Origin of the sequence: Xenorhabdus littoralis (assembly GCF_033949345.1) — a bacterium.
Classification (GTDB): domain Bacteria; phylum Pseudomonadota; class Gammaproteobacteria; order Enterobacterales; family Enterobacteriaceae; genus Xenorhabdus; species Xenorhabdus littoralis.
In genome coordinates, this window is sequence record NZ_VCDP01000029.1 from 1 (window position 1) to 21444 (window position 21444).

Consider the following 21444-nt stretch of genomic DNA (forward strand, 5'->3'; position numbering starts at 1 on the left):
CAATTGTGATATGTGTGAACCCGAATGCCCAAATCAAGCTATAACAATGGGTGAAGAAATATACGAAATTGAGCCTGAACGCTGTACCGAATGTGTAGGGCATTATGAAAAGCCAACTTGCCAATCTGTCTGCCCTATCACCAATACTATTATTCTTGATCCTGACCATCAGGAAACTGAAGAGCAATTGTGGGATAAATTTGTTCTTTTACATCATGCTGATAAGATTTGAATTTAGCTTTCCAATATCACTGTCGCACAAGCATACCGGTGTTCATCCGCCAGTGTGACATGGATGGATTTTACATTCAGCTTGTCAGCCAATGTGACTGCCTCTCCGTGAAGTTTTAATGTAGGTTTCCCCAGTGGATCATTAATCACTTCAAATTGGTTAAAGGCCAGTCCATTGCGAATACCTGTTCCTAACGCTTTAGCAGCGGCTTCCTTGACTGCGAACCGCTTAGCAAGGAAGCGGACAGGCTGGTTATGCGCTTGATATTTTTGCCATTCCCCATCGCTCAGGATGCGCCTTGCCAAGCGTTCTCCAGAACGCTCAACGATGTCCTCAATACGGGATATTTCAACAATATCTGTGCCTAACCCAATGATGGCCATTAGCGGCGAGCTTCCCGCAATAATGTTTTCATGTCTGCTACAGCAGCAGATAAGCCACTGAATACCGCACGGCCAATGATGGCATGTCCAATATTCAGTTCATAAATCTCAGGTAAGGCCGCGATACGCTGTACATTATGGTAGGTCAAACCGTGACCTGCATTGACTTTAATACCTTTTCCTGCCGCATAAGTTACTGCTTCTTTAATGCGCTGGAATTCTTTCTCTTGCTGCTCCTCATCTTCTGCATCAGCATACGCACCTGTATGAATTTCAATAAATGGTGCTCCGACTTCAACAGCAGCATCAATTTGTTGGTGATCGGCATCAATGAACAGTGAAACCAGAATCCCAGCTTCCGATAAGATTTTAACAGCCGCAGCAATGTGCTCTTTTTGTCCACACACATCCAATCCACCTTCTGTTGTTACTTCCTGACGTTTTTCAGGAACTAAGCAACAAAAAGCGGGTTTAATTTGAGTGGCAATACCAACCATTTCATCCGTTACGGCCATCTCAAGATTCATACGAGTCTGAATCGTTTTTTCTAATAATTGAACATCTCTATCAATAATATGACGGCGATCTTCACGCAGGTGGATAGTTATACCATCAGCTCCAGCCTGTTCTGCAACGAATGCAGCCTGAACAGGGTCCGGATATTGTGTCCCACGGGCATTACGTAAGGTTGCAATGTGATCAATGTTGATACCTAACAATACCTCAGCCATTTTTAGCTCCTGCAATAATATAAAATTAAGTAAAGTCTATACCCTTCATCACGAAAAAGTGACTTACTCTAGTTTTCATTTTTCTTGTTGGGATTATCAGTTTTTTTACGTACAAATTGGCGAAACAACTCACGACTTTTTAACGGTTTTCCCCCCAAATAAGGTTTCAGTGCAATACGAGTGAAACGCTTGGCCGCTTTCAAAGTTACGGAATCAGGAAATTCGCCAACTGCCAATGCTTTTAGTTCATGGCCCGTGAAGCTGTAATGATCAATAATCAAACTGGCAATAAACCCTTTTTCTTCACGGTAACGATAAGTCATTGTATCCGTTACTGGCTCACCACTACCTGCACAATGAAGATAATCTACACCGTATCCCATATTAGTTAGTAACGCCAATTCGAAACGACGCAAAGCATATTCCGGCGTGAATTTACTCGCTGCGAGTAGTTGTAAACATTGTAGATAATCAAAAAACAGGGGGGGGTAGGCCGAACCTTGCTCAAGGACCCGGGATAAGAGTTCGTTCACGTACAATCCGCTGTAAAGTACGCTCCCCGTTAAGGGAAGAGCCAATGAAACAGGCTCTGCATCTCTTAATGTTTTGACTTCACCCCGCCCACTCCAGCGAATGAGCAGCGGGGTGAAAGGTTGTAAACAACCTTTCAGGTGAGAACGACGGCTGCGCGCTCCTTTCGCTAAAACACGTACCCGCCCTTCATTTTCAGTAAAAAAATCCAGTAGCAAACTGGTTTCACTGTAAGGGCGTCCATGAAGCACAAAGGCTCTCTGCCAGCCGTCCACAAGTCAGCCTTATAAATCGTCGATGTAACCGAGGCTACGCAGCGCTCGTTCATCGTCAGCCCAACCCGCTTTCACTTTTACCCACAGTTCCAAGTGGACTTTAACATCAAACAGCCTTTCCATATCTTGACGAGATTCGATACCAATCGTCTTGATTTTGCTGCCTTTATTACCAATTACCATTTTCTTCTGACCATCACGTTCGACCAGAATCAAACCGTGGATTGTATAACCACCACGTTCATTGGCAGCAAATTGCTCAATTTCTACTGTCACAGAATACGGTAATTCATCACCCAAAAAACGCATCAGTTTTTCACGGATGATTTCTGAGGCCATGAAACGTTGTGAGCGGTCAGTGATGTAATCTTCCGGAAAATGATGATCTGCCTGTGGCATATGATTACGCACAAGTTTAGTAATGGTATCGACATTCATACCTTTTTCTGCGCTGATCGGCACAACATCAATGAAATTCATCTGTTGGCTCAGAAAACCAATATGTGGCAAAAGTATGGTTTTATCTGTCACATTGTCTACTTTATTGATGGCAAGCAAGACAGGGCAACGTAAATTACGCAACTTATTCACCACCATTTCATCATCGGGTGTCCAGTGCGTACCTTCTACAACAAAAATAACCAGTTCTACATCACCGATAGAGCTGCTCGCCGCACGGTTCATTAAACGGTTGATCGCGCGTTTTTCTTCAATATGAAGACCCGGCGTATCAACATAGATAGTTTGGTAAACCCCTTCCGTATGGATCCCCATGATGCGATGCCGCGTCGTTTGAGGTTTACGGGAAGTGATGGATACTTTCTGACCCAATAACTGATTCAATAAAGTGGATTTACCGACGTTAGGCCGACCGACTATTGCAACAAATCCGCAATAGTTTTTTTCTTCGCTCATTCAAGCTCCAGTTGTTTTAATGCTTGTTCCGCAGCCGCCTGTTCTGCCTTGCGACGGCTGGAACCTACTCCTCTGACAGGCTGTTCAAATCCACTGACCTGACAGTGAATTGTAAATTCCTGATCGTGTGCTTCCCCACGAACTTGAACAACCAGATATGTGGGCAACGGCAAATGACGCCCTTGCAGATATTCTTGTAAACGCGTTTTAGGATCTTTTTGCTTATCACCGGGGCTAATTTCATTCAAGCGAGTTTCATACCAACTCAATATAATTCTTTCAATTGTCTGAATATCACTATCCAGAAAAATAGCACCAATTAAGGCTTCAATACTATCCGCCAAAATAGATTCGCGACGATGTCCCCCGCTTTTTAACTCCCCCGGCCCCAGACGAAGGCATTCACCTAATTCAAATTCTCTGGCCAGCTCCGCCAGCGTATTGCCACGCACCAATGTTGCACGCATACGGCTCATATCCCCTTCATCAACACGGGGAAAACGATGGTAAAGCGCATTGGCAATGACAAAACTGAGGATTGAGTCGCCAAGAAATTCCAGACGTTCATTATGCTTACTGCTGGCGCTACGGTGAGTCAGGGCTTGAAGCAATAAATCGTACTGTGCAAAGGTATAGCCTAGTTTAAGTTGTAACCGGTTTGTTATTATGGAGTTCATGTGCTACCAATTCAGTTAGAATTCATCAAATAAAAGCACACGCAACAAACCTGTGAGGCTATACCCGTCATCTTTCAAGTTGCCGCTTTGTTGGTTACGCTGGCTTGAATCTATAGGATATATGCCTTACAAAACTGTTGCGTTTGCACTAGCTCCCTAAGATATTCATCATAGGGAGCCAGTCATCTCGTTTGAAAGAATATTCTACACTGTGAGATAAATTAATGCTGCGCTAATATATAAATATTAACGGATTCCACCAATGCGACTCAGACGTACACCCGTAGGCCACTCCCCTTCCTGTTTCTCAAAACTCATCCAGATAGCGGTCGCACGGCCTACCAGATTTTTCTCCGGTACGAATCCCCATTCGCGACTATCCGCACTGTTATCACGATTATCACCCATCGCGAAATAGTGACCTTCAGGAACAACCCAAGTACCGACAGGCAAGCCCGCTTGACGGAAACGCGGCATGAATTGAACCGGAGGAATAGTCAGAATATGGTGTGATACTTCACCTAAACTTTCAATTCGTTCTTCTTGGCGGAGACTATATGAACCCAGTGATTCATCAAGAGGAATTTGATAAACACCATTTATACTAGCACCGTCAGGCGTTATATCTTCTTTAATCGTCCATTCACTTGGGAACGAGTCTCGGTAAGTGACAGGCAAATCGCCCTTACATTCCGCACTCCAACCACAGCCAGGGAAAACCTGAAGCTCTTTTTTGACATAATCGTAAACAATCTTGTCTCCGGGCAAACCTATAATCCGCTTTACAAAATCCATGCTTGGATTAACCGGATATTTGAAAACTGCAATATCCCCACGCTTAGGTTCCCCGGTTTTAATCAGGGTTGTTTGTGTTATCGGATCTTTTAACCCGTAGGCAAATTTCTCGACCAGAATGAAATCCCCAATCAACAATGTCGGCATCATTGAACCGGAAGGGATCTGAAAAGGCTCATAGACAAAAGAACGCAGAACCAAAACAATGGCTAACACCGGAAAGACAGATGCTATTGTATCAAACCATGAAGGTTTATTAAGATCCTTAGCCAAAGCTTCCTGAGCTTCTGCGCCTGCCACCTGTTCCTGAAGATTAGCAAGTTTCTTCTTGCGTGCAGGAGCAAGTTTAAATCGCTCTATACACCAGAAAATTCCGGTAATTAACGTTGCTAACGTTAAGATCAAGGCAAAAGTGTTAGCCATTTAAACTCCTTACAACCTTGTTAGTTATCTTTTCCAACATGCAGAATCGCTAAGAAGGCTTCTTGCGGCAGTTCAACGTTTCCGACCTGCTTCATGCGTTTCTTACCTTCTTTCTGTTTCTGCAATAGCTTTTTCTTACGGCTGACGTCACCGCCATAACATTTAGCAAGTACGTTTTTACGTAACTGCTTCACTGTAGCTCGTGCAATAACGTGAGTCCCGATGGCTGCCTGAATTGCAATATCGAATTGTTGACGTGGAATTAACTCTTTCATTTTATCCACCAGCTCACGACCACGATATTGCGAGTTATCACGGTGCGTGATCAGTGCCAGCGCATCAACACGTTCGCCGTTAATCAATACATCCACACGTACCATATCTGAGTTCTGGAAACGGGTAAAATTATAATCCAGAGACGCATAACCACGAGATGTTGATTTCAATCGGTCAAAGAAATCCAGAACAACTTCAGCCATCGGAATTTCGTAAGTCAGTGCAACCTGATTACCGTGATAAACCATATTAGTCTGTATGCCGCGTTTTTCCACACAGAGCGTAATGACGTTACCAAGATATTCCTTCGGCAACAACATGTGGCATTCTGCAATCGGTTCACGCAATTCACCAATACTGTTCAATGCCGGTAATTTGGATGGACTGTCAACGTAGATAATATCACCACCCGTTGTCTCAACTTCATAAACAACTGTCGGAGCCGTTGTGATCAAATCGAGATCATACTCACGTTCCAGACGTTCCTGGATGATTTCCATGTGCAACAGGCCAAGGAAGCCACAGCGGAAACCAAAGCCCAATGCTGTAGAGCTTTCTGGCTCATAGAATAATGACGCATCATTTAGACTTAATTTACCCAGCGCATCACGAAACGCTTCATAATCATCAGAACTTATTGGGAATAAGCCGGCATAAACCTGAGGTTTAACTTTCTTGAACCCCGGCAGCGCTTTTTCAGCAGGATGACGTGCAGTTGTCAATGTATCCCCGACCGGTGCGCCCAAAATATCTTTGATAGCACAAACCAACCAGCCTACTTCACCACAATTCAGCACATCACGATCGACACGCTTAGGTGTGAAAATACCCAGACGCTCAGCGTTATAGACCTGACCTGTGCTCATGACTTTAACTTTATCGCCTTTACGCAACGTCCCGTTTTTAATACGGACAAGTGAAACCACGCCAAGGTAATTATCAAACCATGAGTCAATGATCAAAGCCTGTAATGGTGCATCAGGATCGCCCTCTGGTGATGGAATTTCTTTCACCAAGCGCTCAATAACATCCGGAACCCCGACCCCCGTTTTTGCTGAACAACGAACCGCATCGGTAGCATCAATACCAACAATATCTTCGATTTCTTCTGCAACACGCTCTGGTTCAGCAGCAGGGAGATCAATTTTATTCAGAACCGGAACAACTTCCAGATCCATTTCCATCGCGGTGTAACAGTTAGCCAGTGTCTGGGCTTCAACGCCCTGACCCGCATCAACAACCAGTAAAGCACCTTCACAAGCAGCCAGCGAGCGGGAAACTTCGTAAGAGAAGTCAACATGCCCGGGTGTATCGATAAAGTTTAATTGATAAACTTGCCCGTCATTGGCTTTGTAATCAAGAGTTACACTTTGTGCCTTGATAGTAATGCCACGTTCACGTTCCAGATCCATTGAATCCAGTACTTGTGCTGCCATTTCGCGATCTGACAACCCCCCACAGATTTGAATAATTCGGTCAGATAATGTGGACTTACCGTGGTCAATGTGGGCGATAATGGAGAAATTTCGTATTTGCTTCATTATTAAATCTTTTTTGCCTTAATATTTCTGAATCATTCGCCTATGGACACACTGATGGACATAAAGCGACAGTTTATTGGTTCGGCCACAGGCCTGAGGTGCCGTATTCTACATGCCAAACTTGCGAAAACCTAGTCAAGCCTGTGGTTTTCGATATGACCCTTTGGCTTTGAGTATGACAAATAAAATTAAAACTCATATGGTAAGACAGATTATTCTTGCTGTAGAACCTTAATCGTATCAGGAGGCAAACCAATTTGTAACACTACAGGCTGGTACGCTTGCAGGTGATCCCAGTACGTTGCGATCTTGCGGGCAATGAAGAAACCGGCAAATCCACCGCCAATTCCTCCCAGACAGATCCATAATTGATCCGTCGTCCAGAACTGGAAAAGTGCTCCCGCCAAAAACAATCCCAATAAAGGCGTTAAATAAACCAGCATAGCTGAACGTAACAAGCTACTTTCAGGAATGCCCACTTCAACTTTTTGACCCGGTTGAAGGGGTTGGGATATTTCCAGCTCCAACTGATGGACATTCTCCGGGCCTATTTTTTCCAGTAAATAAGAGCCGCAACCGGCTTTGGCCTGACAACTGCCACAACCTGAAGATGAACCATAATGCAATAGTGCACGGCCTTTTTGCCAACGGACAACCGTTGCCCACTCTTTAACCATCAATTTTCTCCCGTAAACGTCACGCCTGCTGCAATCCACTTAGCTGTTGCGAACGGCAGCTCCCCAATGACTGTAATATTATGTTTATCTCTGGTTAAAGTATAAACCGTTCGTCTTCCTTGCCGAAATGGTTGTTCATCAACAGCCTTTTTGTCTGCGCTGATAACGTTTACTGAAAAATTAAACAATCCATCACTATACATAATGGATTCCAACCACTCTGTCTCCGACAACTTGCGACTGTTACGGGCGATTTCTTTGAAACCTTCAGGTATCTTTCCAATCTGCCAATTGAACTTCAGTTTTTCGGAAGCCGGGATAAGCAACATCGGCGGCAATTTTAAATCAACAATGGCAGACAATTCTTTTTTAATGTCGTCATTCACCGTTGATGATACGACCCGAAATTGCTCAATAACTGTTGTATTGTCCTTATCTAACAGATCAATCAACAAGGGAAGATGGCTTTTATCGTCAATCAAGAGGTTATAGTTATAGCGGGATTCATCTTTCGAGATGATACGCACAAAACTGACTGGATGATCGCCAATATGCGTACTCCCCGCATCAACAAAACGATAAAATTTCTGTAATTGCTCAAAATTGGCAAAAATGATCGGCGGGAGATAATCGACAATATGGTTGCCACGTAAACTGAATGAATCCAGCCCCGGCTCGTAATAACTGATTTGATCACCACGTTGAATAATTTCTCGACGGGAACCATCCATCTGTATGATTTGAGCAATCGGCTGACCATCAATAATGGCATGACGGTATCGTAGGGGAACGAGGAATTGCTGCCCTAAGTTAATGAAACCCAGTTCATAATTCAGTGTTTGTACGGCGTTATTCATATCCTGTAACAAAACCTCGGCACTGCTTTGCAGCGCCGAGGCTCTTAAGGGATTAAGTAGACTATAAGCCAATAAAAAAATGAAAAAACAAATATGCTTCATTGCTGTTATGCTTCATTACTATTTATTTTATTGTGCTATTTTATTGTGCCTGCACTCCAAAAGACTGATTATCTACCTGTGTAATCTCGTGATTTTTTTCAGCGTGAATACGTCGGGAAAGTTCATACTGCTGCAACATCGCGTCAATCCGTTTGTTGCTTTCCCGAACTTGCGTACTCAGGTCACCGCCGAACGCTTCATCATCCACTGGGGTAGCTAAACCAACAGGCGAAGCCGAACCCATCACAGGCAATGTATTGAAAACAGGTACATCTGATTGAGAATCTACTTCAACACTGCCATCGCCATTATATTGCTGAACACCTACAATCACGGCCAAAGACACACAGGCAGCAACACCGACTTGTGTAATCTGACCTATCCATGGACGAATTTTGTTCCAGAACAACATGTCCGCCCATGTTTCAGGTTTTGGCTGAGATTCCAGAACAGCAGATGGATTGATATGAACCGGCTCTTTTTCAAGTACCAGCGCCACTTGGCTCGCAATATCCAAATGTAGTACTTCTCCCACATCACCACGCAGGACATCACGAACAAGATGATATCGTTCCCACTGTTGCTGCGTGACTTCATCTTCGGAGACCAAACGAACTACTTCACTATCAAGAGCTTCTCCATCCATTAACGCGGAAAGTTTCTCTCTATACATGCCAAAGTACCCTTAAATATTGTTTTGTCCCACTACTGTTGAATTAGCGGTTGAACTTTATTATCGATGGCTTCCCTTGCCCGGAAAATTCGTGAACGTACAGTACCTACAGGGCATTCCATGATGTCGGCTATTTCTTCATAGCTCAACCCATCCAACTCCCTCAACGTAATCGCAACACGCAAATCCTCCGGAAGAGACTCAATAGTACGGAAAACCACTTCCTTTAATTCTTCAGACAACATTAAGTTCTCAGGGTTCGAAATTTCTTTTAATGAACTTGATGTATCATAATTTTCTGCATCGCTAGCATCCAAATCGTTGGATGGAGGACGACGCCCCTGAGCAACTAAATAATTTTTTGCAGTATTAACGGCAATACGATACAACCACGTATAAAAAGCACTATCGCCCCGGAAAGAAGAAAGCGCACGATAAGTCTTAATGAATGCCTCTTGGGCAACATCAGGAACGTCGCTTTGAGGTACGTAACGAGCAATCAGGCTCGCCACTTTGTGCTGGTATCTTATAACCAGCAAATTAAACGCTTTTTGGTCGCCCTTCTGGACACGTTCGACCAGCATTTGATCCGTTAACTGCTCGCTCATCCGAGGTTCACTCTCCTGAGGTAAAACTCCACATTTATACTTATTAACCTAATATGACGTCTTGCTTTCCCGAACAAGCATGACTTTGAGTATCAATCTATTGTGAAGTTCAACTTTGATTGTAATCTTATATTACAATCACCTGTTATCTCATATCACACTTCTTCTATACCCGTCTTTCACGTTGCAGATTAGACACAGATAGTACAAATCATAGTCCCTATTTCACAGGGCACGTGATTTTCATCCGGTAAAGAAGAGGTTTTACTCTATTCTCTATTGCACAGCAAAACTTGCACAACCAAACTTGTACAACAGAGCCAGCCAGATCGTCTTAATAGCGTTAACACTATCAATTCAATAATAAAAATAAAAATCGGTTACCAACTGACGAAACTCTGTTGAATATGAGCCATCAAGGGTACGAATGGTTAATTCACTCACCTGAGTATCCTGCTTTTGCAGAGATAGTCCCAATAACAGACGATGTAACGGTTTATCTTGCCTGTCACGAATATTGACACGAAAATCAGTAAACCAGCCCAGCTCTGACGCCATGCTTTCGAATTGTTCACCAATGCCATAGGGTAATACCACACAAAATATCCCGGTTTGTGTGATCAATTCCCGCACACACTCCAATAATCCCTGATGAGTCAATGATTCCGTATAACGGGCCTGATTTCGTGCTGCATTCCGGCAAGCAATAGCTGGTTCAAAATACGGGGGATTACTGACAATTAAATCATATTGGGTGCCGTTTTTTTGTAATCCATCCTTGCGCACAAAGTCATGAATATCCTGCTGATGAACCTTAATGCGTGAAGGCCATGGCGATTGTTGAACATTATCAGCCGCCTGCATTGCAGCAAAAGGGTCCAATTCCACTGCATCAATAACAGTATGTTCCCCTGTACGCTGGGCTATCATCAATGAAATCAAACCACTTCCACATCCGATATCCAGACATCTCTTCCTGTTATATACTGGTGCCCAGGCTCCCAACAGCACACCATCCGTCCCGACTTTCATCGCACATTTATCATGCCCAACAAAAAACTGTTTAAATGTAAAACCACCGCGACGAAAAACGGGTTTATGTGTCGATGCCATAAGTTATATCTGCCGAAATCAAAATTCGTCATAGCATAAGTCTTATGGAGTACAGATAAAAGTAACCTGCTTATATACCCAATGGTTTTCAGGTTACATTTAAGTTGCAACTTGCAAGATGAAGGACACAGGTTGCTTTTATAGGATGAAGAATGTGCTCAACCTGTTTATAATCGGCGCCCCAAACAGAGGTATATGATGACTGCAACAAACTTTTCCGAATTTGAACTTGATGAATCCCTGCTTGATGCACTGAACGACAAAGGCTACGAACACCCGACGGCGATTCAGGCAGCAGCCATTCCTGCGGCTATGGACGGGCGTGATGTACTCGGTTCTGCTCCTACAGGTACAGGCAAAACTGCCGCTTACCTGCTGCCAGCAATACAGCATTTACTCGATTTCCCCCGCAAAAAATCAGGGCCACCGCGTATCCTGATTTTGACTCCCACCCGTGAACTGGCAATGCAGGTTGCAGATCAGGCAAAAGAATTTGCGGCCCACACTCATCTGGATATCGCCACAATCACTGGTGGTGTTGCCTATATGAATCATGCAGAAGTATTCAGTGAGAATCAGGATATTGTTGTCGCAACGACCGGACGTCTGTTGCAATACATCAAAGAAGAAAATTTCGACTGTCGTGCAGTTGAAACTCTGATCCTTGATGAAGCTGATCGTATGCTGGACATGGGATTTGCCAATGATGTCGAAACCATTGCAGGTGAAACTCGCTGGCGCAAGCAAACATTGTTATTTTCAGCAACGCTGGAAGGTGAATCCATTCGCGATTTTGCCGAGCGCCTGTTGACTGATCCCGTTGAGATTAATGCAGATCCTTCTCGCCGGGAACGCAAAAAAATCCAGCAATTTTATTATCGTGCCGACACGTTAGAGCATAAAACAGCCTTGCTATGTAACTTGCTCCAGCAACCTGATGTTACAAAATCCATTGTTTTCGTACGCAAACGTGAACGAGTACGCGAACTTGTTGATTGCCTGAGCCAAGCGGGGATTCAGGCTGCTTTCCTTGAAGGCGAAATGGTACAAGTCAAGCGTACAGATGCTATAAGGCGCCTGAATGATGGTAAAGTCAAAGTTCTGGTTGCTACTGACGTTGCTTCCCGTGGATTAGATATCGAAAATATCAGCCACGTCTTTAACTTCGATTTACCTCGTACTGCGGACGTTTATCTGCACCGGATTGGCCGTACTGCCCGTGCAGGCCGCAAAGGGACCGCAATTGCTCTGATTGAGTCTCACGACTACCCTCTGCTGGGTAAAATCAGCCGTTATCTTAGCGAACCGTTGAAAATACGGGTTGTTGATGAACTTCGCCCGCAAACTAAAGCACCAAGTGAGAAAAAAAGCTATAAACCTTCCAAAAAGGTGCTGGAAAAACGCAAAGAGAAGAAAAAAGCCGAAGATTCTAAAAAGAACAAACGGGAGAAAGTTCGCCATCGTGATAGCAAAAATATCGGTAAGCGTCGTACACCTTCTAATCCAAAACCAGAAGTGACCGAATCTGGCAACAAGTAATTAGCCGCGATTAATTAGCCACGGTTAATTAACCAAATAGAGGCGAAGTCATTGAATGACTTCGCTTCTCACAAAATACACTTTAAATTACATTAAGCTACATTACACCAGTCTAAACATTACTCATGTAATGCTGCGGTTTCCTTCTCTACATCATGATGTGCTGATACGTTTCTTCATATTGTTCTCTAATTACAGGATTATCCACTTCCATCGCCAGTGCTTGCAAAGAAGGAGGCCTGACAGAAACCTCACTTTCATTCGTAGCATCCATTGATGCCAGCATAGTATCACCGTTACTCAACCACGGTTTTTGCTCCGTCATTAACTCCAACACGGCTTCCAAAAAGTGAGCCTTAAATGACTGCAATCCATATCTCCATATGCCTTCAAATTCATACTCAAGATTTATTTCATTCCCCATAGGCTGAGGGACTGACAATATTTTTTGCAAATTACTCAACCAATCGTGCTGCACGGTATAGTGGCGTATCAAGCCGCTGTCTGCCATCTCACGAGCAACATCCGGTGATATTCCCATATGCTCCAATGTGGAGTTTGATACACCAACAGAGTTATAAATAACTGCGGGTTTGCCTGTCGTCAGGGCAGCTACTGTTGCCAGTCCTCCCCCTAATGAGTGCCCCGTGAAAATCACATTTTCACCAAATACTTTTAATGCCTTACGGGCTAATTCCACAGCCTGATCATATTGCTTCTCCTTGTAACCCAGCCCTTGACGAATACTAACCATGAAATCCTGCAATTCATTCGAGCCAGTGAAAGAGACAATATATAACCCATTATTTTGATACACTCCGGCTTGGAAACCCGTTGAGCTATCATTTAACGTTTCAGGATCAATACCTATTTTTGACAAGTCATCACCTGACAGACGTACATAATCACCAATACCTAAACTTATTTGCCGATAAACATCCCGAGTCACCAAAGTCAAAGAATAATCAATGAGCAGAGGCTGTTTACCTGCAATATCATTAGCATTCAATCCGGGGGATGCCGTCGTGCTGACATTTAGATTACTCATCAATGATTGATAGAGTGCATTAGACTGCCTGGTGTTTTCTGAAAGTGAAATAGTTGAAGAAGATACTCGATCGGCTTTGTTTGGTAATGGCTGAACAGGGGAATCAGATTGAGGTTGCAGAGCATTATTTTGTAATGGGTGAAACCCTAATTCACTGGAAAAGCTGGTATTTATTGATAATGTCATAAAATTCTCCTACAGATTATTCAGGTTAGGTGTAACTAACAACTAACAAACCCAAACTCTCTATCGGCATAATCATTAACATACTTACAGCAATTTTAATTTTTAATTAACAAATTTAATTCCCATTCATAAATAAAGGGTTTATCCCCTCTCTTTTAGACCAATAAAAAAGGGAGTATCTACTCCCTTTTAAAATTTTATAAAAAAATCACAGGCTTTCTGTAAAAGTACGCGCAATAACATCACGCTGCTGTTCCGGGGTCAATGAGTTAAAACGTACTGCATAACCAGATACGCGAATAGTAAGTTGAGGATATTTTTCAGGGTGTTTCACCGCATCTTCCAATGTTTCGCGGCGCAGGACATTAACATTCAGATGCTGACCTCCTTCTACACGCACAGTCGGTTTGACTTCCAGAGGAATTTCACGATATTCAAACTGCCCCAATTCATCTTTGGCAACAATCTGGCCTTCGTCGTAATCCGCTTTGGCACAGATACAACGTGCTTCATTTTTTTCATCATCTAACAGCCAAAAAGAGTTCATCAATGCAGCGTTATCAGATTGGGTAATTTGAATCCCAGTAATCATTTATACCTCCAACATCATCATCTTGGTTATTTAATCAAACCATTCTCTTGAATTCCTGTATACCAGCACAAATGAGATGATTCTTTGATTGAAATCAACTAATTACTAATGGATATTATAATAACCTGCATAATAACAGATTATTGAAAATTACATGACATAATAAACAAAGTTCGCTAACTACTTGCACTACTATATTTTGAAATCGCTTTTAACCAAAAGAAACGTGTAAACACAAGAGCACCAATCGCATATATAAAAGCCAATAATAACGTTTTCATACTTACTAACCCTAAAGCAGCCTGAGCAGGCACGTTACTAATAAAAAAGATAGGCAATGCAAAACTCAATAAAAAACGTAAAGCTCCGGGATAAGCACTGACAGGAAAACGTCCAATATCCATAAGGGAATAACAAATCACCCACACGTCAGACACTTTAGTAAACCAAAAAGCAATTAAGTTTGAGCACATAAACAGGGAATAGAAGATACACGTTCCTAATAACAAGGCGAAATTAAATTTTAAAAAGTTTAAAATCGTTAATGCATCCTGTTGAAACATTGCTAATAGCACGACTGCGTATCCCACGATAAAATTCGCTCCATCCCATATATTAAAACGATGAAAACTAATAAAAAACTGAGTATCCACTGGACGAATAATGATAAAATCCAAATCACCACGTCTAATATAATCAGAAAGCGAATGGACGCTTGGAAACAACCAACTGTCAATAAGAGATTCAATAATAAGTGTCACACCTAACAAAGCAACCATTTGATAGTAGCTCCAGCCACCGATCTGGGATACTTGTCCAAAAAAGCCAGTCAATACCAATAAAGCCAACAAACAAGAAAGACTGGAATTAATTAAATTAACCAAAGCATTAAAACGGAACTCAAACTCCAGTAAAAAAGAGTGTCTGAGAAGCACTAAAAATAATAAAACATATCTCATTATATTAAGCTCCAGAAGCTGAATATCTTTTTAGCCCTGCATTCCATAAAACAATCCTGACAAGGGTAAGCAGAATAACCCAAAATAGCTGCACACCAAATCCCACCAGCAAAGAGAACAGCTCCAACTTACCTAAAATCATTTGAACCGGAAAATCTAATGCTGACGCAAAAGGAAGTAATTTCAACCAAGTAGCAATACTCTCTGGATATAAATCAAGCGGAATGAGAATGCCGCCTAAAATCGTATAGAGTGCCCAAAGAAGGGGATCGAATGCCATTGCATTATTGATCCAAAATGCCAATAGACCCAGACAATAATAAAGATGAAATATGATAATCCATGCCAAAGCAAGAGCCGGAATAAAAGTTAATAAATTACCGATATCCAAACGATGAAAATTTCCCGTCAGAAAAATCCCTGAGATAAAAACCAGCCAAATAATCGGCCCTCTCACCATCATCTCTCCTACATGATCAGAAACATAATTATAGAGAGGGGAAACCGGGCGTAACAAAAGCATGGATAATTCACCGCGTCGGATATCACTATCTAAACGCCGCATAACCCAAATGGCTGTTAATTGCCGAACAAGATACATTGAGAGAAAATAAACCGCAAAATCACTTGCAGTATAACCGCCAATCTCTCCTCCTTTTGCCAACCCTAACCAAACAAACATCACTGCTATCGGCATAATTCCACCCAGCAACCAAATAATGGATTGAGCACGATATGCAATCACTCTTGAAAAAGATTGGATAATAAGCACTCGCCATAAAAGCAGGCTTCTTTTAATATGATTAAACATGAGGTTCACCATATGAAGATAAATATCTTTCCAATACCTTCTCAATGGGCTCATCATGAATAGAAATATCGAGTATGATCTTTTCCTCCATCAGTTTTGCCACTACTGAAGGTAATAAATCTCGCTCTACTGTCAATTCTATACTCTGACTATCATCAGAAGATAAATTAAGTGACTCTTTTAATTCCGGATTTATGGGGCCTGAAACAATAGCTTTTAAAATTTTTTTTGGTGATCGCTTTTTAATTAAATGAGATAACTGACCATCATACATAATCTCACCTGAGTTGATGATAATCACACGCTTGGCAAGGGCTTCAACATCTGCCATATAATGAGATGTCAAAAGAATAGTTGCGTTATTTATTTGATTATAATGAGCAATAAACTCACGAACCGAACGCTGCATATTCACATCCAATCCAATAGTCGGTTCATCTAAAAATAATACTGATGGTTTATGTAACAATGACAGAGCAAGTTCGCATTTCATCCGTTCCCCTAGTGATAAGTGACGAACAGGCCTATCAATTACCGAATTAAGGGAAAGCAGTTCCACAAGCTCATCACGATATTTTAAAAAATCTTTTTCGCAGATAGAATAAATAACTTTATGTAGTATAAAAGAATCGTGTGGCGTTAGATCCCACGCCAGTTGTTGCTTTTGCCCTGCCACAAATGATATGGATTTTAAATATTCACTTTTACGTTCATAAGGGGTATGACCTAATACATGCACATTTCCTGATGATGGTTTAATAATACCAGTTAACATTTTCATTGTGGTCGTTTTCCCTGCGCCATTGGCACCAAGAAACCCCACAACCTCTCCTTTATCAATAGAAAAATTTATCGATTTAACCGCCTCTATTATTGCGTGTTCTCTTTTAACGAATGATTTCAGACTGCCTAATAACCCTGGGTTTTTAGTGTAAATTTTATAGAACTTAGATAAGTCATTTACTTGAATAATGGACATTGCTTGGATCTTTCCGTTGGTATTTTGTTATGCACCCTAATTACCCATCATATTTTCTTTCTATTATAAATCCATACAACTTTAGGATATTTTTACAAAAAATATTGCCGAGCTTATTCAGATGTCCCCGACGGAAAATATCAATATATCCCAATTAATTAATTTATATTGTGCGAATTAAAAACCCCAAGAAACTAAAAGGTTTCCCTGTGGATAGGAAATCGGTAAGCTTAAGCCCATCAGATAATCATTCAGAAAGGGATTGGCTATGTCCTCACCTCTAACATGGCACGATGTCATCGGCAATGAAAAGAAACAGCCTTATTTCGTTGATACGTTGGCTTATGTTGCTAATGAACGTCAGGCTGGCAAAACTATTTATCCGCCACAGCAGGATATTTTCAACGCATTCCGCTATACCGAATTGGCTGATGTAAAAGTGGTTATTTTGGGACAAGACCCTTATCACGGCCCGAATCAAGCTCACGGATTGGCTTTCTCTGTACAGCCCGGAATTCCTGCACCTCCTTCTCTTGTCAATATGTACAAAGAACTGGAATCAGATATTGCTGGTTTTACCCGCCCTAATCATGGTTGCTTGATCAGTTGGGCAAAACAGGGAGTGCTGCTGCTCAATACCGTGCTAACCGTTGAACGGGGCAATGCACATTCTCATGCTAATTTGGGATGGGAAACTTTCACTGATAAGGTCATTGCAGCACTCAATGAACATCGCAGCGGAGTTATTTTTCTACTTTGGGGTGCTCATGCCCAGAAGAAAGGCCGTTTTATTGATACTCAACGTCATCATGTGTTGAAAGCACCACATCCTTCACCTCTGTCAGCTCATCGAGGTTTTTTAGGCTGTAAACATTTTTCTCAGGCCAACGCCCTGTTGGAAACACAAAAGTTATCCCCGATTGATTGGACGCCTCAATTGCCTCAATAATTTCTGTCAACCGACAGAATACCGCTATCAATCAACAAAAATGCCGCCTCTGAATGGCGGCATTACAATCACAGGATACCGTAATTTTATTTAGAAACAGCGACCATTGCAGGACGCAATAAACGCCCATTCAAGGTATAACCTTTCTGCATTACGAACATAACATGATTAGGTTCATGCTGCTCAGATTCCATCATGGTCATTGCCTGATGCACTTCAGGATTGAAAGGCACATTGATGTCACTCACAACTTCAATACCGAACTTACCCACGGCATCAATAAAAGATTTCAGGGTCAGTTCAATACCTTCAATCATAGATTGCAACGTTTCATTCTCACGATCGGCTGCATCTAATGCACGTTCCAGATTGTCGATAACAGGCAAAAGCTCATTAGAAAATTTTTCCAAGGCAAATTTATGTGCCTTTTCAACATCCAGCTCAGTACGACGACGAATGTTTTCTATTTCAGCACGAGCACGTAACATAGCATCACGTTCGTTAATCTGAGCCTGCTTCAGTTGTTCTTCTAACTCAGCAACACGCGGGTCAAGAACATTTTCAGTCTCTGGCGCGTCTGCCTTTTCTGCATCCATTTGTTGCTCTAATACATCTTCTGTATTTTCTGAGACTTGCTCGTCAGGTACTTTTTGGTCTTTACTACTCATGAATATCTCCGCGTATTTTGTATTATCTTCGCCATTCTCGCTTATTATGGGGATCAAAACGCGGGATTCAAGGGAACACATCATATTGTGAGGGCAAAACCATATGCTGAAGGAAATAACAGCAATGAATAATGAATTCAAATGCATCGGTATTGTCGGACGTCCACGTCACCCAGAAGCGCTGGCCACCCATGAAATGCTTTACCATTGGCTGGTATCTAAAGGCTATTGCGTCATTGTGGACAGACAAGTTGCAAAAGATATTGATTTAAAAAATGCTCAAACCGGAGGACTGACCGAAATCGGTCAAATCGCCGATCTGGTGATTGTTGTCGGTGGAGATGGCAACATGCTTGGTGCCGCCAGAGTGCTATCGCGCTATGATATTAAAGTCATTGGTATCAACCGGGGTAATTTAGGTTTTCTGACGGATTTAGATCCTGATAATGCTTTACAACAACTCTCTGAAGTTTTGGATGGCGAATATCGGGACGAAAAACGCTTTCTGCTCGAAGCTCAGGTCACAAAAAAAGGACAAAAATCACGGCGTAGCACTGCACTGAACGAAGTGGTGCTACATCCGGGTAAAGTTGCTCATATGATTGAATTTGAGGTCTATATTGATGAGCGTTTTGCTTTCTCCCAACGTTCAGACGGATTAATCATAGCAACGCCCACGGGTTCCACCGCCTACTCACTGTCTGCGGGCGGACCAATATTAACACCAAACTTGAATGCCATTGTATTAGTACCAATGTTTCCACACTCTCTCTCAGCTCGTCCGCTTGTTATCAGCAGTGAAAGCAGCATTCGCCTGAAATTCTCCCAGAACAGTAATGACTACGAAGTAAGTTGTGATAGCCAGATCGTCCTGCCGATCCAAGATGGCGAAGAGGTGATTATCAAACGCAGTGAATATAATCTGCATTTAATCCATCCGAAAGATTACAACTACTTCAATACACTGAGCACAAAATTAGGCTGGTCGAAAAAAATGTTCTAAAAATGAAGCTCTCTACTTTACTGTATAAAAAACCAGTTTATACTGTATGAAAGAACAGATATGTTTTTATGCACAGGAACATGTTTATGTATAGTGGCCGTGTTTTATAACAAAAAAGCAGGAGGAGCAAGATGCTGACTCAATTGACCATCAGTAATTTTGCTATCGTTCGCGAACTCGAAATAGATTTCCGCTCAGGCATGACGGCAATCACCGGAGAAACCGGGGCTGGTAAATCCATCGCGATTGATGCATTAGGTTTATGTCTTGGCAATCGTGGCGAGGCCAATATGGTTCGCCCCGGTGCTCCACGCACTGATCTTTGTGCCCGTTTTTCACTGACAGATGCCCCCTCTGCCCGTAAATGGCTTGAAGATCATCAGCTTGATGGCAATTTCGATGATGATAATGAATGCCTGCTGCGCCGTACAATCACCACTGATGGGCGCTCCCGGGGTTTTATCAATGGTACTGCCGTTCCCCTTTCTCAGTTACGTGAACTGGGTTCACACTTGATCCAAATCCACGGACAACATGCTCATCAATTATTGTTAGAAAACCGCCATCAAAGACGTTTACTGGATATTTATACGGGCGATTTTGCACTTCAGTATGAGATGAAGCAGGCTTATCAACAATGGCGCCAAAGCTGCCAAGCCCTCTCTCAATTTCAGCAACAAGCCCTTGAACGTCGTTCACGCCAGCAATTGCTGGAGTATCATCTGAAAGAACTGAACGAATTGTCGCCGCAATCAGGTGATTATCAAGAACAGGACAGCGAATATAAACGGCTGGCAAACTGCGGTCAGTTTCTGTCCGTAAGTCAAAACGTTCTCCAGACATTAAGCGATAATGATGAGCAGAACATTGTCAGCCTCCTCAGCTATGCACGAAGTGAATTGACGGAGCTGGCTGGCATGGATCATAAATTGAATGATCTGCTTAACATGCTGGAAGAAGCGGCTATCCAGATTAACGAAGCCAGTGATGAATTACGTCATTACAGTGATCAGTTAGAGCTGGATCCTAACCGTTTATTCGAACTGGAACAAAAAATATCCCGGCAAATCAATATGGCACGTAAACATCACGTTGCGCCGGAAGAGTTACCGACCTTACATCAGCAACTTTTGGAAGAACAGCATCTGCTATCTCAACAAGAAGATGATTGTGCCCATTTGAGTGAACTCGTCAGCCTACACTATCAGCAGGCTCTGGCCGTGGCAGAAAAACTGCATCATATTCGCCAGAAATACGCCGTGGAATTAAGTCAACTGATAACGGGCAGTATGCACCAACTGTCCATGCCTCATGGCCGTTTTACCATTGATATCATTTTTGAACCGGAACACTTAAACATCGATGGAGCCAGCAAAGTCGAATTCAATGTAACCACCAACCCTGGGCAGCCTCATCAATCACTGGCAAAAGTGGCGTCAGGTGGTGAACTTTCCCGCATTGCACTGGCTATTCAAGTTATTACCGCGAAAAAAATGGAGACACCGGCATTAATCTTCGACGAAGTTGATGTGGGTATCAGTGGCCCGACAGCGGCAATTGTTGGCCGTCTGCTGCGCGAATTGGGAGAATCGACCCAAGTCATGTGCGTCACCCATTTACCACAAGTGGCAGGATGTGGGCATCAACACTTTTATGTCAGCAAACAAACTGATGGGGAAGAAACAGAAACGCAAATGCAACTATTGGACAAAAAAGCACGACTCCAAGAGCTGGCACGCCTTCTGGCCGGAAATGAAGTTACAAAAAACACCCTTGCCAATGCAAAAGAACTGTTAGCGGCATAAAATAATACAACTTTTTTGTATACTTGAAGTCATAGGTAAATGCGTAGAGGTTTTCAATCTCTTCAATGTTTATTATTATCGACGGCCTAACTCCTA

General features: G+C 42.5%; 23 protein-coding genes. 5 read left to right on the forward strand and 18 right to left on the reverse strand.

The features are described from left to right. Window positions 1-232: YfhL family 4Fe-4S dicluster ferredoxin (locus tag FE394_RS08880; RefSeq protein WP_319926038.1), on the forward strand; the 232-nt coding region annotated here is incomplete at its 5' end. 2 nt (window positions 233-234) lie between these two features. Here FE394_RS08880 and acpS read toward each other — a convergent pair. The 12 genes from acpS to trmN form a co-directional block, all read right to left on the reverse strand. Next, on the reverse strand, window positions 235-615 hold the full coding sequence (acpS, locus tag FE394_RS08885; RefSeq protein ID WP_319926039.1) for a holo-ACP synthase: 381 nt from the start codon (window positions 613-615) through the stop codon (window positions 235-237). After that, window positions 615-1346, reverse strand: a complete 732-nt coding sequence (gene pdxJ, locus FE394_RS08890) for a pyridoxine 5'-phosphate synthase (protein ID WP_319926040.1) — start codon at window positions 1344-1346, stop codon at window positions 615-617. Before pdxJ ends, acpS begins: the two co-directional genes overlap by 1 nt. A 68-nt stretch (window positions 1347-1414) precedes the next feature. Continuing rightward, the gene (recO, locus tag FE394_RS08895) at window positions 1415-2152 is read right to left on the reverse strand and encodes a DNA repair protein RecO (protein WP_319926041.1); all 738 of its coding nucleotides are present in this window, start codon (window positions 2150-2152) and stop codon (window positions 1415-1417) included. Window positions 2153-2161: 9 nt separating this feature from the next. Next, window positions 2162-3067, reverse strand: a complete 906-nt coding sequence (era, locus tag FE394_RS08900; RefSeq protein WP_319926042.1) for a GTPase Era — start codon at window positions 3065-3067, stop codon at window positions 2162-2164. After that, entirely contained in the window at window positions 3064-3744 is a 681-nt protein-coding gene (rnc, locus tag FE394_RS08905) for a ribonuclease III (protein WP_319926043.1), read from the reverse strand. The genes era and rnc overlap by 4 nt, the downstream gene beginning before the upstream one ends. Window positions 3745-3990: 246 nt before the next feature. Beyond that, on the reverse strand, window positions 3991-4962 hold the full coding sequence (gene lepB, locus FE394_RS08910; RefSeq protein ID WP_319926044.1) for a signal peptidase I: 972 nt from the start codon (window positions 4960-4962) through the stop codon (window positions 3991-3993). Window positions 4963-4982: 20 nt separating this feature from the next. Continuing rightward, window positions 4983-6779 carry a translation elongation factor 4 gene (lepA, locus tag FE394_RS08915; protein ID WP_319926045.1) on the reverse strand — a complete coding sequence of 599 codons (1797 nt, stop codon included), beginning with the start codon at window positions 6777-6779 and terminating at the stop codon, window positions 4983-4985. 212 nt (window positions 6780-6991) lie between these two features. After that, a complete protein-coding gene (rseC, locus tag FE394_RS08920) occupies window positions 6992-7456 on the reverse strand; it encodes a SoxR-reducing system protein RseC (protein ID WP_319926046.1) in 465 nt (154 codons plus the stop codon). Next, window positions 7456-8415: a sigma-E factor regulatory protein RseB gene (gene rseB, locus FE394_RS08925; protein WP_319926047.1), complete on the reverse strand. Its 960-nt coding sequence runs from the start codon at window positions 8413-8415 to the stop codon at window positions 7456-7458. Before rseB ends, rseC begins: the two co-directional genes overlap by 1 nt. A gap of 40 nt (window positions 8416-8455) precedes the next feature. After that, a complete protein-coding gene (gene rseA / locus FE394_RS08930; RefSeq protein WP_319926048.1) occupies window positions 8456-9088 on the reverse strand; it encodes an anti-sigma-E factor RseA in 633 nt (210 codons plus the stop codon). A 32-nt stretch (window positions 9089-9120) separates the two neighbouring features. Further along, window positions 9121-9696: an RNA polymerase sigma factor RpoE gene (gene rpoE / locus FE394_RS08935; protein ID WP_319926049.1), complete on the reverse strand. Its 576-nt coding sequence runs from the start codon at window positions 9694-9696 to the stop codon at window positions 9121-9123. A 357-nt stretch (window positions 9697-10053) separates the two neighbouring features. Continuing rightward, window positions 10054-10809, reverse strand: coding sequence for a tRNA(1)(Val) (adenine(37)-N(6))-methyltransferase TrmN (gene trmN / locus FE394_RS08940; RefSeq protein ID WP_319926050.1), 756 nt, complete (start codon window positions 10807-10809; stop codon window positions 10054-10056). A gap of 198 nt (window positions 10810-11007) precedes the next feature. Here trmN and srmB point away from each other — a divergent pair, with 198 nt between their 5' ends. Beyond that, window positions 11008-12348 carry an ATP-dependent RNA helicase SrmB gene (gene srmB / locus FE394_RS08945; RefSeq protein ID WP_319926068.1) on the forward strand — a complete coding sequence of 447 codons (1341 nt, stop codon included), beginning with the start codon at window positions 11008-11010 and terminating at the stop codon, window positions 12346-12348. 148 nt (window positions 12349-12496) lie between these two features. Here the strand turns inward: srmB and FE394_RS08950 are convergent, their stop codons facing one another. The 5 genes from FE394_RS08950 to FE394_RS08970 all read right to left on the reverse strand — a co-directional run bounded on the left by FE394_RS08950 (window position 12497) and on the right by FE394_RS08970 (window position 16923). After that, a complete protein-coding gene (locus tag FE394_RS08950) occupies window positions 12497-13582 on the reverse strand; it encodes a Tle-like phospholipase domain-containing protein (protein ID WP_319926051.1) in 1086 nt (361 codons plus the stop codon). Window positions 13583-13790: 208 nt separating this feature from the next. Beyond that, window positions 13791-14174 (reverse strand): autonomous glycyl radical cofactor GrcA, encoded by a 384-nt coding sequence (grcA, locus tag FE394_RS08955; RefSeq protein WP_047962917.1) that lies wholly within the window; start codon window positions 14172-14174, stop codon window positions 13791-13793. A gap of 176 nt (window positions 14175-14350) precedes the next feature. Next, window positions 14351-15133, reverse strand: a complete 783-nt coding sequence (locus FE394_RS08960; RefSeq protein WP_319926052.1) for an ABC transporter permease — start codon at window positions 15131-15133, stop codon at window positions 14351-14353. A 4-nt stretch (window positions 15134-15137) separates the two neighbouring features. Next, window positions 15138-15944: an ABC transporter permease gene (locus FE394_RS08965; protein ID WP_319926053.1), complete on the reverse strand. Its 807-nt coding sequence runs from the start codon at window positions 15942-15944 to the stop codon at window positions 15138-15140. Further along, window positions 15937-16923 carry an ABC transporter ATP-binding protein gene (locus tag FE394_RS08970; RefSeq protein ID WP_319926054.1) on the reverse strand — a complete coding sequence of 329 codons (987 nt, stop codon included), beginning with the start codon at window positions 16921-16923 and terminating at the stop codon, window positions 15937-15939. Before FE394_RS08970 ends, FE394_RS08965 begins: the two co-directional genes overlap by 8 nt. A gap of 268 nt (window positions 16924-17191) precedes the next feature. Here FE394_RS08970 and ung point away from each other — a divergent pair, with 268 nt between their 5' ends. Continuing rightward, the gene (gene ung / locus FE394_RS08975; protein ID WP_319926055.1) at window positions 17192-17872 is read left to right on the forward strand and encodes a uracil-DNA glycosylase; all 681 of its coding nucleotides are present in this window, start codon (window positions 17192-17194) and stop codon (window positions 17870-17872) included. Between the two features lie 86 nt (window positions 17873-17958). On the opposite strand, the gene grpE is transcribed toward ung, so the two are convergent. Next, window positions 17959-18540, reverse strand: a complete 582-nt coding sequence (gene grpE, locus FE394_RS08980) for a nucleotide exchange factor GrpE (protein ID WP_319926056.1) — start codon at window positions 18538-18540, stop codon at window positions 17959-17961. 124 nt (window positions 18541-18664) lie between these two features. On the opposite strand from grpE, the gene nadK reads away from it, so the two are divergent. After that, window positions 18665-19543, forward strand: coding sequence for an NAD(+) kinase (gene nadK / locus FE394_RS08985; RefSeq protein WP_319926057.1), 879 nt, complete (start codon window positions 18665-18667; stop codon window positions 19541-19543). Between the two features lie 131 nt (window positions 19544-19674). After that, complete coding sequence (gene recN / locus FE394_RS08990; RefSeq protein WP_319926058.1) at window positions 19675-21348, forward strand: DNA repair protein RecN; 1674 nt, start codon at window positions 19675-19677, stop codon at window positions 21346-21348. Window positions 21349-21444 lie beyond the last annotated feature (96 nt).